Here is a 14,688-nt window from a genome sequence, read left to right as displayed (position 1 = left end):
TGACCTTGATGTCCAGATCGGCGCGTTGGCGCAGGAGCGGTTGGCCATCGCGCCTGATCGGTACGTGGAGACGTGGAGGAGCGGACCGGCGGGCGACCGCCGACCCCACCGACGACGAGCGGGCCGACGGTCGGTCGGCCGACGGCCACCCGACAGGCGAGGCCCCGGCCGACGGCGTACAGGGCGGCACCGCCGACGCCGACGCCGACGCCGCCGACGCCGACGCCGACGCCGACGACGCCGGCGACCGGCGCGAGGGGGAGGGCTGATGGACCTCCTCGACGTGACCCTGCGCGTCGTCGCCGTCCTGGCGGCCTTCCTCGTCCTGCCGCTCCTCGTCGGCCAGGCCGAGCACAAGGTCATGGCGCACATGCAGGGCCGGGTCGGCCCCATGCACGCGGGCGGCTTCCACGGCTGGGCACAACTCGTCGCCGACGGTGTCAAGTTCGCGCAGAAGGAGGACACGGTTCCCACCGGCGCCGACCGGCGGATCTTCCAACTCGCCCCCGCCGTGGCGTTGGTGCCCTACTGCGTGGTGCTGGTCGCGATCCCGCTCGGTCCCGGCGGCCTGGTCGGACAGGTCGTCGACGCGGGCGTCTTCTTCGTCCTCGCCGTGCTCGGCATCGGCATCCTGGGCCAGCTGATGGGCGGTTGGGCCAGCAACAACAAGTACTCCATGCTCGGCGGGATGCGCACGGCCGCCCAGCTCATGGCCTACGAACTGCCGCTGATCCTCGCCGCGGCCTCCGTGGTGATGGCCGCCGGGACGCTCAGCCTCACCGGCATCCTCGACGGGTTCCAGTGGTGGTGGGTGCCCTGGCAACTGGTGGGTGCCTTCGTCTTCTTCACCGCGGGCATCGCCGAACTGCACCGCCCGCCCTTCGACGCGCCGATCGCCCCCGAGGAGATCGTGTTCGGCGCGTTCACCGAGTACTCCGGGCTGCGGTTCGCGCTGTTCCTGCTGGCGGAGTACGCCGGGATCGTCGTGATCTCCGCGCTGACCGCCGTCCTCTTCTTCGGCGGCTGGCACGGCCCCCTCCCCGACCAGCTGGGCTGGCTGTGGATGCTGCTGAAGACCGCCGCGCTCTGCTTCCTCGTGATCTGGGCCCGGGTGGCCTGGCCCCGGCTGCGCGCCGACCAGATCCAGAAGTTCGCCTGGACGGTCCTCGTTCCCCTGGCCCTGGCGCAGATCGCGCTCACCGGTGTCGTCAAGGTGGTGATCTCTTGAGCTTCGGCTCCGGGCTGGCCAAAGGGCTGGCCGTGACGTTCCGCGCGATGACCCGGCGGGCGGTGACCCAGCAGTACCCCGAGAACCTCCCCTCGCTGCCACCCCGCACGCGCGGGGTGATCGGGCTGTTCGAGGAGAACTGCACGGTCTGCATGCTCTGCGCCCGCGAGTGCCCCGACTGGTGCATCTACATCGACTCCCACAAGGAGACCGTGCCGCCCGCGGCGCCGGGCGGACGGGAACGCAGCCGCAACGTGCTCGACCGGTTCGCCATCGACTTCTCGCTCTGCATGTACTGCGGCATCTGCGTGGAGGTCTGCCCCTTCGACGCGCTGTTCTGGTCGCCGGAGTTCGAGTACGCCGAGACCGACATCCGTGAACTGACGCACGAGCGCGAGAAGTTGCGCGAGTGGATGTGGACCGTCCCCGAACCGCCGCCGCTGGACGCCGCCTCGGTGGAGGCGAAGGAGCTGACGGCCGCCCGCCGCGCGGCCGAACGCACCGCCGCTCAGGAGTCCGCCCCGCCCGTCGCCCCGCCGGGCGACGGCGCCGCCGACGACGCGGGGGAGCCGCGGTGAGCGCGGGTGCCCTGCCGGCGCTGCTCGCGGCCGAGGAGAGCGGACGTGGCGTCCTCTCGCCCTCCGGCGTCGAGATCGTCTTCCTGCTGGTCGCGGTCGTCGTCCTCGGTGCCGCGATCCTCTGCGTGACCAGCCGCCACCTGGTGCACGCGGCGCTGTACCTCGTCGTCGCCCTCGGCGGCCTCGCCGTCGAGTACCTGCTCCTGACAGCCGAGTTCATCGCCTGGGTGCAGGTCCTGATCTACCTCGGCTCCGTCGTCGTCCTGCTGCTGTTCGGGCTGATGCTCACCCGCGCGCCCATCGGGCCCTCCCCGGACGCCGACTCGGCCAACAGACCGGTCGCGCTGGTGGTGTCCCTGGCCGCCGCCGCCACCCTCGTGACCCTCGTCGTGGACGCCTTCCGCACCACCTGGATCGACCTGGACACCCCGCACGGCCGGTCCGACGCCCTCGGCGAGAGCCTCTTCCGCGCCTGGGTGCTGCCGTTCGAGGCCCTGTCGGTGCTGCTGCTCGCCGCGCTCGTCGGGGCCATCGTCATCTCGCGCGCCCGCCGCGACGACTCCGAGGAGGGCCGGGGCTGATGCACCTCGTCCACCCGGCCACCCTCGCGGTGCTGCTGTTCTGCGTCGGCCTCTACGGCGTCCTCGCCCGGCGCAACACCGTACTGGTGCTGATGTCGGTGGAGCTGATGCTCGCCGCCGTCAGCCTCAACCTCGTCGCCTTCGACGTGTGGCTTGCCGACGAGCTCCACTCCGGCCAGGTCTTCACCCTGTTCCTGATCGCGCTCGCCGCCGCCGAGATCGGCATCGGCCTCGCCATCGTGCTGCTGGTGTACCGCCGACGCGGCACCGTCGCCCTCGACCGGCTCCGCGCGCTGCGCGACGGCCCCGGGGCCGTCGCGCCACCAGACGAGGTCCACGATCCGGACGCCCGCCCCGCGGCCACAGCGGACGCCGCCGCGCGCGGACAGGAGGCCACCCCGTGACCACCACCACCGCGGCCGTCCTGGCCCTGCTGCTGCCGTTCGCCGCCGCCGCACTGATACTCCTGACCGGCCGGAAGGCGCCGGGCTTCGTGCGCCCGCTCGCCGTGCTGCCGACGGTGGCCGCCGCCGCCCTCACCGTCCTGGTCGCCGTCCGCCAGGGCGGCGGCGCCCCGATCACCGCGGCCACCGTCCTCACACCGACCGGCGACCCGTCTCTTCCCGTCGAACTGGCGCTGCACCTCGACGGGTTCGCGGTGCTGGTCGCCGCGCTGGTCGCGGTCGTCGCCACGGCCGTCCAGCTCTACTCCACCGGCTACCTCCGCGACGACCCCCGCTACCCCTCGTACGCGGCGCTGGTCTCGCTCTTCACCGCGGCCATGCTGCTCGTCGTCTACACCGACGACCTGGTCGTGCTGCTGGTCGGCTGGGAAGTCATGGGCATCTGCTCCTACTTCCTCGTCGGCCACTACTGGGAGCGCCCGGCGGCACGCACCGCGGCGCTCAAGGCGTTCCTGGTCACCAAACTCGGCGACGTGCCGTTCCTCATCGGCATCCTGGTCCTGGCCTCCGAGGCCGGCACCTTCCGCATCAGCCACATCGTCAACGGCCTCAACTCCTCACTCGCCGACTTCGAGCTCGAACGCCCCACCCTGGTGGCGCTGTTGCTCCTCGCCGGCGTTGCGGGCAAGTCCGCGCAGTTCCCGCTGCACACCTGGCTGCCGGGCGCCATGGCCGGCCCCACGCCGGTCTCCGCCCTCATCCACGCGGCGACGATGGTCGCCGCGGGCGTCTACGTCGTGGCGCGACTGCTCCCGGTCTTCACCGCCTCCACCGCCGCGCTGTCCGTGCTCGCCGTCGTCTCCGCCCTCACCGCGGTCGGGGCGGCGATCGCCGCGCTCGCCCAGGACGACCTCAAACGCGTCCTCGCCTACTCGACCATCGGCCAACTCGGCCTGATGACAGGGGCACTGGCCGTCGGCAGCCGCGACGCGGCCGTCTTCCACCTGCTGACGCACGGTGCCTTCAAGGCGCTGCTCTTCCTCGCCGCCGGCGTCCTGATCCACACCGCGGGCACCGGCTCCCTCGGCATCATGGCCCGCACCCGCGACATAAAGCGCCGCGCCCCCGACGCCTTCTGGGCCATGACCATCGGCCTGCTCGCGCTCGCCGCGATCCCCCCGTTCTCCGGGTTCTTCTCCAAGGAAGCGATCCTCCACGCCGCGGAGACCGCCGCCCTCGACCCCGCCGGGGCCCCCGCAGGCGTCCCCGCCGCAGGCGCGTGGCTCGTGCTCGTCGCCACCCTGCTCACGGCGCTGCTCACCGCCGCCTACGCCACCCGGCTGTGGCTCATGGCCTTCCACGACCCGGTCTCCGCACGCCCCGAGCCACTCCCGCAGCCCCCACGCGGCAGCGGTGCCACCACCCTCGTCCTCTGGCTGCTGGCCGTCCCCGCGCTGCTGATGGGCCTCGGCTACCGCTGGCTCCCGTCCTGGCTCGACGGCACCTCGCTCGCCCCCACCCTCGGCACCTCGGCCGTCGCCACCGGCGCCGCCCTCGTCGGCGCCGCCGCGACCTGGGCCGCCTGGCGCCGCCGCTACGAGATGGACGAACCACCGGACCCCGGACCGACGCTGCTCGGCACGCGGTTCCACCGCGGTGCCGCCGCCGGGTTCCACCTCGACACGGCCACCACCGCCCTCGCCGCCCGCCCCACCGAGGGCGCCGCCCGGCTCACCCGCTTCGTCGACAGCGCCGTTGTCGACACCTACGTGCGCGGAGCGGCGGCCCTTCCCGGGCTCCTGGGCCGCCTCGTGCGGCGGGCCCAGAACGGCAACGCCCAGACCTACCTGACCGTGCTGGTCGCCGCCGTCATCGTGCTGCTCGTGACCACCGCCCTCGCAAGCACCGGAGGCTGACCGTCCCGTGCTCACGCTCAACGACTCCGTGACAGCGCCGCTGCTGGCCGCCACCGTTGCCCTGCCCCTGCTCGGCGCGGTGGCGCTGCTCCTCCTGCCGTCCGGCGGTGCCGCCGCCCGCGCCGCCGGACGGATCGGCGTCGCGGTGACCGGCGCCGCACTGGCCGGGACGCTGCTGCTCACCGCCGCGTTCGACCGCGACACGGCAGGGGAACCGCAGGCGGTGACCGACGTGGCGTGGGTCCCGGCCCTCGGCATCCGCCTCCACCTCGGCGTGGACGGCATCTCGCTGCCGCTGCTGGTCCTCACCGCACTGCTCTGCCTGCTGTGCGCCGTGCACGTGCTGCGCCGTCCGCCCGCGGGTGAGGGCGGGGCGGGCCCGCGCGGTCTGGTCGCCCTGCTGCTCGTCCTGGAGACGGGCACCCTGACCACGTTCGCCGCGCTCGACCTCATCCTGTTCTTCCTCGCCTTCGAGACCGTGCTGATCCCGATGTACTTCGTGATCAGTCGGTGGGGCGGCGCCGAACGCGCCGCTGCGGCCTGGAAGTTCGTGCTGTACACCCTGCTCGGGTCGGTGGTGATGCTGCTCGGCTTCCTGTTGGTCGGACTCCAGGCGGGCACCTTCGACATGGTGGTTCTCGCCGAGGCGCACGGCGACGGGCTCAGCCGCACCACGCAGATCCTGGCCGTGCTCGCCATCGGCGTCGGCCTGGCGGTGAAGACCCCGATGTGGCCGCTGCACAGCTGGCTCCCCGACGCCCACACCGCTGCCCCGACCGTCGGCTCGGTGCTGCTCGCGGGTGTGCTGCTGAAGCTCGGCACCTACGGCCTCGTCCGCATCGTGCTGCCCGTGGCCCCCGAAGGCATCCGCTTCTTCGCGCCCTACCTCGCCGCGTTCGCGGTCACCGGCATCATCTACGGCTCGCTGGCCTGCCTCGCGCTGGTGCGGGCGGGCGCCGGGGGCGACCTCAAGCGCCTCATCGCCTACTCGTCGGTGGGCCACATGGGGTTCGTCCTGCTCGGCATCGCCACGCTCACCCCGACCGGCGTCAACGGGGCGCTCTTCGCCAACATCGCCCACGGCGTCATCACCGCGCTGCTCTTCCTGGTGGTCGGTGCCGTCCGGGAACGCACCGGCACCACCGACCTCGACCGACTCGCCGCGCACGGCGGGGGAGCGCGGCTCTACGGTCGGACACCACGGCTCGGGGCTCTGCTCGCCTTCACCGCCGTCGCCTCGCTCGGCCTGCCGGGACTCGCCGGCTTCTGGGGCGAACTCCTGGCCATGCTCGGGGCGTTCAACCCGGCGGAGGGGCTCGCTCGTCCGGTCTTCGTCGTCTGCCTCGCCGTCGCCGGCCTCGGCACGCTCCTGACGGCCGCCTACCTCCTCCAGGTCGTTCGCCGCGTCTGCGCCGGCTCGCAGCCCGCCCCGGCCCCGAGCCCCGACGGCACGGGACCACCCGGCGCCTCCCCGGCACCCCCCGCCGACGCCGCGGACGGGGACACCGCCGACGGGGACGCCGTGGACGCCGGTTCGGCGCCCACCGGGACGGCGACCGCGACCGGTACCGCCGCCACCGCGACCGCCGCCACCACCGCGACCGCCGAGCGCCCGAGTGGCGCGGACCGACAGCCGGAACTGCCCGACCTCCGCGGGGACGAGGCGGCCCTCTTCCTGCCGCTCGCCGCACTCACCCTGCTGATCGGCCTGTGGCCCGCGCTGCTGCTGCGGCTCACCGACCCCGCCGTGCAGCTGCTGCTGGAAGGAGTCGGCCGATGAGCCTCGTCCAGACCATCGACTGGGTCGCGCTGGCCCCTCCCACCGTGGTCGCCGTCACCGCCGTCGCGGTGCTCCTCACCGACCTGTTCCTCCCCGAGGCCCGCAAGCGGCACCTCGGTACCGTCGCCGTGGCGGGGCTCGCCCTCGCGCTCCTCACTCTGCTGCCGCTCCAGCGCGGCGACCGCACCACCTTCTGCCTGGCCGACCGGCCCGACGTCTGCTCCTACAGCGCCGACACGTTCGCCGTCGTCATCCAACTGATCGTGCTCGGAGGTGCGTTGATCGCCGCACTCCTCACCCTGCCCGAGCTGACCCGTCAGCGGGGCGACGACGCCACCGGCGCGCTGCCGCGCGGCGAGTTCTGGTTCCTGCTGCTGGCCTCCGCCTCCGGCGCCGCCCTGCTGCCCGCCGCCCGCGACCTCGCGACCCTGATCCTCGCCATGGAGGTCACCACCCTCCCTGCCTACGCCCTCGTCGCCCTGCGGCGCGGCGACCGGCTCGGGCCGGAAGCGGCGCTGAAGTTCTTCCTCACCTCCGTCGTCGCCACCGCCGTCACCCTCCTGGGCATCAGCTTCGTCTACGCCGGCTCCGGCAGCCTCTTCCTCGGCGGCATCGCAGACGGACTGGCCACGGCCGCCCCCGCACTCGACGCGCTCGTCCGCGCCGGCGTCGTCCTCACCCTCGTCGGGTTCGCTTTCAAGACGGCGGCGGTGCCCTTCCACTTCTGGGTCCCCGACACCTACCTCGGCGCCCCGCTGCCCGTCGCCGCCTACCTGTCGGTGGTCAGCAAGACCGCCGGGCTCGCCGGGCTGATCCTGGTCACCTCCGTCGCCTTCCCCGACCTCGGCGGCACCTGGGGGCCCGTCCTCGTCGTGCTGGCCGCGCTCACCATGACCGCGGGCAACGTCGCGGCGCTCCGCACCGACCCCGACCGCGAGCGGAGCACGGTGCGGCTGCTCGCCTGGTCCTCGGTCGCCCAGGCCGGCTACCTGCTGGTCCCGCTCGCCGCCGCCGGCTACGCCCAGGACGCGGACGGGAGGTCCGCGGCGGTCGGCGCGGCCGTCGCCTACGCGGTCATGTACGCGGCCGTGAACCTGGGGACGTTCGCCGTCGCCGTCCACGTCGCCGGCCGCGCCGGCCGCCACCGGCTCACCGACCACCGCGGGCTTCACGACCGGAACCCCCTGACGGCGCTCGCCCTCGGCTTCTTCCTGCTGTGCCTGGCCGGGCTGCCACCGGGCGTCGCCGGGCTCTTCGCCAAGATCGCCGTCATCCGCTCCGCGGTCCAGGCGGAACTGGCGGTCCTCGCCGTCGTCGCCGCGGTCAACGTGGTGATCGCCCTCGTCTACTACCTGCGGTGGGCCGCCCTGCTCTTCCGCCCGGCCGCCGCGTCGGCCCCGGACACCCCGGCACGCCCGGAGCCGCACGGCGCCCCGGCGCCCACGGTCGGCGTCCCTACGGCGGAGTCCGTGCCCGAGCCGGAGTCCGTGCCCGAGCCGGAGTTCGCGCCCGTACCGGCGGGGCCGGTGGGTGCGGCGGGGCCGACCGGCGCGGTGCGGTCGGCCTCCACGCCCCGTGGCGCGCAGCCAGCCTCGGAGGGGCGCGCGGCTGCGGTGACCGGCGCGCACGACGCCGACACGGCCCCCCGCGCGCCACGCCCCGCTGTCCCCGTCGCGGTGGCGATCGCCGTCACCGCGCTGTTGGCGCTCGCCCTCTCGGTCGCCCCGCAGCTCATGCTCGCGTTGACCTCTCCTGGCACCCTGTTCTGACAGCACGGCCGCGCGGCCCCTGCCCGGAGCGGGCCGTTACCGCGCAACGCCGCCGCGCCCACCCGCGCAGCGGTCGGGGCACGGCCGACCGCGAGACCAGGCCGACCACGGGAGGCGCGACACCGACCGGCCGCCCGCAGCGGGCGTGGAGCCGCGGTTGTCGAGCTGCGGCCGTCGGGGACGCCGCCTGTCCTCCGGCCGGAGAGCCCGGGCGCGGCAGACCCGGGGCGTGCCGCCCGTACCGGGCTGCGCGCCGCCCGCCTCGCCTCGCCGCCCGCCCCGCCGCGCCGCCTCCTACGCACGGCGTTTCCGCGGTGTCCCGCTGCGCCGCGTCCCGGCCCCGGCGCCGGGCGGGGCTGACGTCCGCAGCAGGGAACCGTGTCGTGTGCCGTGGCGTTCATACACCGGGAGTGTCCACTGTTACCGGGAGGTCCCGCCGATAGCGGCGGAAACCCGCCGCTGCCGCCCCCGGGCGGCCCGCCCCGGACGGCCGTCGGCCCGCGGCCTGGTGACAGCGGTGCCCCGCCGAGACCAGCCGTCCGTACCAGCCGAGCCCGCCACGTCCGACGTACCGACCGCGTCGGGGACACCTACCGCCCCCGGCCCCCCCGCACTCCGCGGAGCCCCGCCCGCAGACCCCGCAGACCCCATGCGCCAGACCGTCCCCGACCGCCCCAGACGAGCCGCCGCTCTGTCCCGGTCCGCCCCGCTCCCGGCGGACCGCACGGCTCACCCCGGAAGGCACCCTGTGCACCGCTCCACCAACGGGTTGAAGACCGCCGTGCTCCTCGGCGGCATGTCGGCCCTCATACTCCTCGTCGGCAGCGTCTTCGGCAGCACCGGAGTCGTGGTCGCGCTCCTCGTCGCCGTCACCGTCAACGGCTACGCCTACTGGAACAGCGACAAGCTGGCGCTGCGCTCGATGCGGGCCCGGCCCGTCAGCGAGTTCGAGGCACCCCAGCTCTACCGGATGGTCCGCGAACTCGCTGGGGTGGCACGGCAGCCGATGCCGAGGCTCTACATCTCGCCGACCGAGGCGCCCAACGCCTTCGCCACCGGCCGCAACCCGCGCAACGCCGCCGTCTGCTGCACCGAGGGCATCCTCGCCCTGCTGGACGAACGGGAGCTGCGCGGTGTCCTCGGCCACGAACTGAGCCACGTCTACAACCGCGACATCCTCATCGCCTCGGTCGCCGGTGCCATGGCCTCCGCCGTCATGCTCCTGGTGCAGTTCGCCTGGCTGCTGCCGGGGCGCCCCGGCCGGGGGCCGGGCATCGTCGGCATCGTGCTGGTCGCGCTGCTCGGCCCGATCGCCGCCTCCCTCATCCGCCTCGCCGTGAGACGCTCCCGCGAGTACGAGGCCGACGCGGCCGGCGCCCGGCTCACCGGCGACCCGCTCGCCCTGGCCGACGCCCTCGCCAAACTGGAGCGCGGCACACAGGCGCTTCCGCTGCCGCCGGAGCCCCGCATCGAGGCGGCCAGCCATATGATGATCGCCCACCCCTTCCGGCGCGGTGAGGGCCTGACCAGGCTCTTCGCCACGCATCCGCCGATGGTGGAACGCATCGAGCGTCTGCGCCGCATCGCCGGCGAGAGCCGCTGAGGGGCCGTCCCGCAAGGGGAGCCGAACCGGCCTTTCGGCCGAAGCTTCCGCCACCACGGCGCCCCGGCGTTTGGCCCCGCGCCCACCGGACAACAGCACAGCAACCGTGCGGCGCTCCCAGACGTCCCGACCCACGACCGGGCGTCGTCGCCCGGCACCGCCACCGCGTGCGCACTAGGAGAAGAACTACGTGATCAGGACCGTCCTCAACGTCATCTGGCTGGTCTTCTCCGGTATCTGGATGGCCCTCGGCTACGCCGTCGCCGGCCTCATCTGCTTCATCCCGATCGTCACGATCCCCTGGGGCCTCGCCTGCTTCCGCATCGCGCGGTACTCGCTCTGGCCCTTCGGCTACCGCGTCACCGACCGCCCCGACGCGGGCATCTTCTCCGGGATCGGCAACGTGATCTGGCTGATCGTCGCGGGCATCTGGATCACCATCGGTCACATCACGGCCGGCATCGCCTTCTGCCTCACGATCATCGGGATCCCCTTCGGCATCGCCCACTTCAAGATGATCCCGGTCTCGCTGATGCCGCTCGGCCGCGAGATCGTCCCCACCGACGCCAACCCCGGCTACCACTGGTGACCTCGGCTGCGCCCCGGCTCCGCTGAGCCACCGCCGCTTCCGCCGTTCCCTGCGGACGCCCCGTGCAGCGCCCCGCGCCACGGGGCGTCCCCGCGGCCGGGAGGGCGGGGATGCCCCGTGGCCGGAGCGGTCGCCGGGAGCCGCCGAACGGTCGGGGCTACCCGTTGTCGGTCGGGTCCACGTCCGGCCGGACCGCCTCCGGCCGGGCCACCGCGGTCCGGTCCGGCCCTTCCGGCTTCTGCGGCAGGTCCGGGCCGGCCGCCGGGCCGGGCCGTGAGGCGGGGGCGAACCGGCGACGCGCCGCGTCCTGCTGCGCCAGCCGCCGTAGCGCCGACAGCGCGGTGTCACCGAGCACGGTGCCCACGATCATGGTCTCCGCCATCTCCTCCGGACTGTCGCGGATCTCGTCGACGCAGTCGACATCGGCGGCGGCGATCTGCTCGCTCGCCGCCGCGAACCGGTCGAGTCGCGCGGCGAAGGAGCCGTTTCCGAGGTGCTCCATGGTCGCGAGCGTGTCGGTCAGCGTCCGCGCCGCCGGATGGTCGTGCGGCAACTCCCACCCCCGGTCCGCGATCAGCCGCCGCACCCGTTCCGCCGCCCGCTGCCGGGCCTCCTCGGGGACCGCGGGGTCGGGGTCGTGCCGGGTGACCGACTTGTGGGCGACCGCGAGAGCGCCGTACGTCGACCGATCGGGCACCGCCAACGCCTCCAGCACTTCGCGCGCCGCCACGACGGAGAGACCTCCCACGGTGATGAGTGCCCGTGCCAGCCGCAGCCTCCGGGCGTGTCCGTCGTCGTAGACGGCCTGGTTACGACCGGTCGACTCGCCGGGCGGTAGCAGGCCCTCGCGCAGGTAGTACTTGATCGTCGCCACCGGCACGCCGGTTCGTCGACTGAGCTCGCCGATGCGCATGGTGCTCCTGAGGTGTCGTCCGTGACGTCGCGCCGGACTGTCTGTTGAAAAGGGCTTGCGAATGCCACCCCCAGCTTAGATAGTGCGACTATCTAGATAGTGGTGAGTGCCGCTATCCGTTTGGGGGAGGGGTGGGCATGGCAGCCACGCACAGGCTCGGCGACCGTAACGGGGGTGAAGGCGGCGCCCGTGACGCGGCGAGGTGCGGCCGGCGAGGAGTCCGGCCGAGCGCCGCCGACGGGGTCGTTCTGCACCGACCGCTGCTGGCGCTGGTCGGCCTCATGGTGCTGCTCGCGGTCGTCGCGCTCGTCGGAACGCTGGTGGACGGGAGAACGGTGAACGGAGAGCCGGCCTGGCTCAAGCCGCTGAAGTTCGCCGTCTCCTTCGGCGTCTACGGGGCCACGGCCGTCTGGCTGCTCTCGCTGCTGCCGGCCGGCCCGCGCGGACGGCCCGCAGGGCAGCGCACCGGCACGGTGCTCGCCGTCGCGTCGATCATCGAGGTCGGCCTCATCACCATGCAGGCGGCCCGCGGGAGCCGCAGCCACTTCAACGGTTCCACCGCCTTCGACAGCCACGTCTTCGCCGCGATGGCCGGGGCGGCGGCCGTCATCTGGCTCTCGTCCCTGGGGATCACGCTCCTCGTGCTGCGCCACCGCCTGCCGGACCGGACCCTGGGGCTGGCGCTGCGCGCCGGTATGACGATCGCCGTCGCTGCCATGGCCGTGGCGTTCCTGATGACCACCGGCGACCAGCGTGACCCCGCCGCCGGTGTCCTGGGGGCCCACGCCGTGGGCGTAGCCGACGGCGGGGACGGCCTGCCGGTCGTCGGCTGGTCCGTCGAGGGCGGGGACCTGAGGGTGCCCCACTTCCTCGGCATGCACGCGTTGCAACTGCTGCCGCTGCTGCTGTGGGCGGTCGACCGCGGCGCGCCGCGGTGGCGCCGGCTGGCCGGGCCCGGCGTGCGTCACGGACTGGTGCGCGCCGGGGCGGTGGCCTGCGGTGGTGCGCTCGTCCTCGTCACCTGGCAGGCGTTGCGCGGCCGTCCGCTGCTCGCGCCGGACCCCGCGGGCTGGGCGGGAGTGGCGCTTCTCGTCCTGGTGGCCGCAGGGTTGGTCGCCAGGGCGCTGCGACGCGGGGGAGCGGCGGGCGCCGGGCCGGCGGCGGCCGACGGTGGGCCGATGGCGGGCGCGCGATCGGAGGAGCCCGGCGCCGGCTCGGCCGCGGGTGGCGCTCCGTCCGCGCCGGGGCGGGCGAGGGGCTGATGGCACCCCCTGCGGTGACACCTGCTGACCGGGTGCGGCGAAGGGCCGGGAGCGCCGCGGCGCGGCGTCCCGGCCGTTCCGTGACGGGCTGCTGAGGGTGAAAGATCAGCGGTAGTTGACGAACTGCAGCGCGAAGTCGAAGTCCGCGCCCTTGACGAGCTGCTGGACCTCCTGGAGGGCGTCGCGGCTCTTGGAGCTGACGCGGAGCTCGTCGCCCTGCACCTGGGCCTTGACGCCCTTGGGGCCCTCGTCGCGGATCAGCTTGGCGACCTTCTTGGCGTCGTCGGTCGAGATGCCCTCCTTGATGGTGGAGAACAGCTTGAAGTCCTTGCCGGACGCCTGCGGCTCGCCGGAGTCGAGGGCCTTCAGCGAGATGCCTCGCTTGATCAGCTTGGTCTGGAAGATGTCGAGCACGGCGTTGACGCGCTCCTCGGCGTTGGCCCGGATCTCGATCCGCTCACCGGACCACTCGATCGAGGCGCCGACACCCTTGAAGTCGTAGCGCTGCGAGATCTCCTTGGACGCCTGGTTGAGTGCGTTGTCGACCTCCTGCCGGTCGACCTTCGAGACGATGTCGAAACTGGAGTCGGCCATGGTCGGGCTCCTCGTGCGTAGCTCGGGCATAACGGTGTACCGCTGGGCAAGCCTAGTCACCCGCCGCGGTACCGCCCGGGGCGACAACCGGGTGGCGGACCACCCCCGCCCATCGGGTAGGGTTTACCCCGTTGCCGAGCGACGCGCAGGTGTCACGGCAGCAATCCCAGGCGGTGTGCCCGAGCGGCCAAAGGGAGCAGACTGTAAATCTGCCGGCTCAGCCTTCCCAGGTTCGAATCCTGGCGCCGCCACAGCGGGAAGAAACCCCCTCCGACCTCGCGAAAGCGCAGGTCGGAGGGGGTTTTCTCTTGGGTGCGCCGCTTCCGGCGAGGCGCGGCCGTGTCTCACCTCATGCCGCCCCTATCCCGCCGTTGATCAGTGCGCGTCCCCCCCCGGTGTCCCCCGGGGGAGAGCTGGTCACTCCGGCTCGTTCCACTCCCGGAGGGCTGCGTCGATCCTGCTGTTCGCCCGTTCCTGCGTCTGGTCGAGCACCTTGGCGTAGACCCGGTGGAGAACGGCGATGCTGTGCCCGGCGCGGCGTGCGCACTCCCCGGCGTCCACGCCGGAGCTGAGCCAGAAGGACACCCCGGCATGCCGCGGGTCGTACGGTCGGCGAGCGAGCAGCGAGGCCCTCTTCGCTTCGGTCAGCACCTCCCGGGGCGACGTCGCGGCGTGTCACTCCGTCCGTCCGGATCGACGGCGGTCGGGCGCCGGGCGGCATGCGCGGTCGGGACGACGGTACGAGGTGCACGGCACGCGACCACAGTCACCGTGCTCCGGTCCAGACCGCCTGCGCTGGTTGGCGGGATCTGCTCGTGCCGCCTCCCGGGGTCTCGTTCGGCGTGCTGTGCGCTCGCCGCCGAACGGGTGGCCGACTACCAGCCGCCCGTTGTGACGTGTGCCCGGCGACCCGGCGGGGTGGCCCACCGATGCGCGCCTCGGCTCTGACCTGCCGATTTCGTGCACGCCGGCGCCCTGGCCGGCGCGGTGGGCCCGGCTCTCGCTGATGCCGCCGCGCCCCGCGCACGGCGGCCTGCCTGCAACGGCAAGCCGTCCTCCCGGTAACCCGGCGGGCAGCGGAATGGCCGGAAGCAATGGCTGGGAACCCTCGGTCCGTCACCTGAACAGGTGATCTTCTGGCGCGCGGCCCCCGGTCCGTCGCAGGCGGGCCTAACGTGACGTCCGGTCCGCGGGGGACTTCAGGAGCCGGACGCCGTTGTGTCGTCGGCCCCGCGGAGTCCCGCGTGGTGCGACAGCCCGGCGCGATCGCGGGGCACATCCCGTACATCGCTCAGGGGTGAGACGGCTTGACGACACATCGGTTGACACGCCGGACCGGCCTGCCCGGCGCACGCCCCGGGCGCCCGGGCCCTGCCGGGGTGACGGCCCATCACGCCGGTACGGCCCGCCGCCCTTCGGTGCACCGGGACCCGCACCCCGCCCCGGCGCCGACCGGAGGCCGCACCAGCCG

At 73.7% G+C, this 14,688-nt stretch carries 13 protein-coding genes, 1 tRNA gene and 1 pseudogene; 12 read left to right on the top strand and 3 right to left on the bottom strand.

The window, feature by feature from the left end; translation table 11 throughout:
* The 10 genes from HCJ92_RS15420 to HCJ92_RS15375 all read left to right on the top strand — a co-directional run.
* Positions 1-269, top strand: a 269-nt coding sequence (locus HCJ92_RS15420; protein ID WP_209311162.1) for a hypothetical protein, incomplete at its 5' end; no start/stop codon positions are given.
* Complete coding sequence (locus HCJ92_RS15415) at positions 269-1,228, top strand: complex I subunit 1/NuoH family protein (RefSeq protein ID WP_209311161.1); 960 nt, start codon at positions 269-271, stop codon at positions 1,226-1,228. The genes HCJ92_RS15420 and HCJ92_RS15415, both read left to right, overlap by 1 nt.
* Before the next feature lie 47 nt (positions 1,229-1,275).
* On the top strand, positions 1,276-1,806 hold the full coding sequence (locus HCJ92_RS15410; RefSeq protein ID WP_167934170.1) for a 4Fe-4S binding protein: 531 nt from the start codon (positions 1,276-1,278) through the stop codon (positions 1,804-1,806).
* On the top strand, positions 1,803-2,387 hold the full coding sequence (locus tag HCJ92_RS15405; RefSeq protein ID WP_167934168.1) for an NADH-quinone oxidoreductase subunit J: 585 nt from the start codon (positions 1,803-1,805) through the stop codon (positions 2,385-2,387). The genes HCJ92_RS15410 and HCJ92_RS15405 overlap by 4 nt, the downstream gene beginning before the upstream one ends.
* The gene (nuoK, locus tag HCJ92_RS15400; protein ID WP_167934167.1) at positions 2,387-2,791 is read left to right on the top strand and encodes an NADH-quinone oxidoreductase subunit NuoK; all 405 of its coding nucleotides are present in this window, start codon (positions 2,387-2,389) and stop codon (positions 2,789-2,791) included. Before HCJ92_RS15405 ends, nuoK begins: the two co-directional genes overlap by 1 nt.
* Positions 2,788-4,707 (top strand): NADH-quinone oxidoreductase subunit L, encoded by a 1,920-nt coding sequence (locus HCJ92_RS15395; protein WP_167934166.1) that lies wholly within the window; start codon positions 2,788-2,790, stop codon positions 4,705-4,707. Before nuoK ends, HCJ92_RS15395 begins: the two co-directional genes overlap by 4 nt.
* A 7-nt stretch (positions 4,708-4,714) precedes the next feature.
* Complete coding sequence (locus HCJ92_RS15390; protein WP_167934165.1) at positions 4,715-6,487, top strand: NADH-quinone oxidoreductase subunit M; 1,773 nt, start codon at positions 4,715-4,717, stop codon at positions 6,485-6,487.
* Positions 6,484-8,256, top strand: a complete 1,773-nt coding sequence (locus HCJ92_RS15385; RefSeq protein ID WP_167934164.1) for an NADH-quinone oxidoreductase subunit N — start codon at positions 6,484-6,486, stop codon at positions 8,254-8,256. The genes HCJ92_RS15390 and HCJ92_RS15385 overlap by 4 nt, the downstream gene beginning before the upstream one ends.
* A 748-nt stretch (positions 8,257-9,004) precedes the next feature.
* Positions 9,005-9,859: a zinc metalloprotease HtpX gene (gene htpX, locus HCJ92_RS15380; protein WP_167934163.1), complete on the top strand. Its 855-nt coding sequence runs from the start codon at positions 9,005-9,007 to the stop codon at positions 9,857-9,859.
* 193 nt (positions 9,860-10,052) lie between these two features.
* Positions 10,053-10,448 (top strand): YccF domain-containing protein, encoded by a 396-nt coding sequence (locus HCJ92_RS15375; protein WP_167934169.1) that lies wholly within the window; start codon positions 10,053-10,055, stop codon positions 10,446-10,448.
* A gap of 157 nt (positions 10,449-10,605) precedes the next feature.
* Here HCJ92_RS15375 and HCJ92_RS15370 read toward each other — a convergent pair whose 3' ends face one another.
* A complete protein-coding gene (locus HCJ92_RS15370) occupies positions 10,606-11,361 on the bottom strand; it encodes a MerR family transcriptional regulator (protein ID WP_167934162.1) in 756 nt (251 codons plus the stop codon).
* Positions 11,362-11,498: 137 nt separating this feature from the next.
* On the opposite strand from HCJ92_RS15370, the gene HCJ92_RS15365 reads away from it, so the two are divergent.
* Positions 11,499-12,623 (top strand): hypothetical protein, encoded by a 1,125-nt coding sequence (locus HCJ92_RS15365; protein WP_167934161.1) that lies wholly within the window; start codon positions 11,499-11,501, stop codon positions 12,621-12,623.
* Between the two features lie 105 nt (positions 12,624-12,728).
* On the opposite strand, the gene HCJ92_RS15360 is transcribed toward HCJ92_RS15365, so the two are convergent.
* Positions 12,729-13,217 carry a YajQ family cyclic di-GMP-binding protein gene (locus HCJ92_RS15360; protein WP_167934160.1) on the bottom strand — a complete coding sequence of 163 codons (489 nt, stop codon included), beginning with the start codon at positions 13,215-13,217 and terminating at the stop codon, positions 12,729-12,731.
* Positions 13,218-13,386: 169 nt separating this feature from the next.
* Between HCJ92_RS15360 and HCJ92_RS15355 the strand changes: the two genes are divergently transcribed.
* A tRNA-Tyr gene (locus tag HCJ92_RS15355) sits at positions 13,387-13,468 on the top strand.
* A gap of 166 nt (positions 13,469-13,634) precedes the next feature.
* On the opposite strand, the pseudogene HCJ92_RS15350 reads toward HCJ92_RS15355, so the two are convergent.
* A pseudogene (locus HCJ92_RS15350) lies at positions 13,635-13,871 on the bottom strand (site-specific integrase); the annotation flags it as partial.
* Positions 13,872-14,688 lie beyond the last annotated feature (817 nt).

This window comes from Streptomyces spiramenti (assembly GCF_012034385.1).
Classification (GTDB): domain Bacteria; phylum Actinomycetota; class Actinomycetes; order Streptomycetales; family Streptomycetaceae; genus Streptomyces; species Streptomyces spiramenti.
This window is presented reverse-complemented; position numbering and strand designations above follow the sequence as displayed.

Bases quoted from the DNA above. Each gene is read 5' to 3' on its own strand.
- HCJ92_RS15415 (WP_209311161.1), top strand. From the start codon at position 269: ATGGACCTCCTCGACGTGACCCTGCGCGTCGTCGCCGTCCTGGCGGCC.
- HCJ92_RS15410 (WP_167934170.1), top strand. From the start codon at position 1,276: ATGACCCGGCGGGCGGTGACCCAGCAGTACCCCGAGAACCTCCCCTCG.
- nuoK (WP_167934167.1), top strand. From the start codon at position 2,387: ATGCACCTCGTCCACCCGGCCACCCTCGCGGTGCTGCTGTTCTGCGTC.
- HCJ92_RS15385 (WP_167934164.1), top strand. From the start codon at position 6,484: ATGAGCCTCGTCCAGACCATCGACTGGGTCGCGCTGGCCCCTCCCACC.
- HCJ92_RS15370 (WP_167934162.1), bottom strand. From the start codon at position 11,361: ATGCGCATCGGCGAGCTCAGTCGACGAACCGGCGTGCCGGTGGCGACG.
- HCJ92_RS15365 (WP_167934161.1), top strand. From the start codon at position 11,499: ATGGCAGCCACGCACAGGCTCGGCGACCGTAACGGGGGTGAAGGCGGC.
- HCJ92_RS15360 (WP_167934160.1), bottom strand. From the start codon at position 13,217: ATGGCCGACTCCAGTTTCGACATCGTCTCGAAGGTCGACCGGCAGGAG.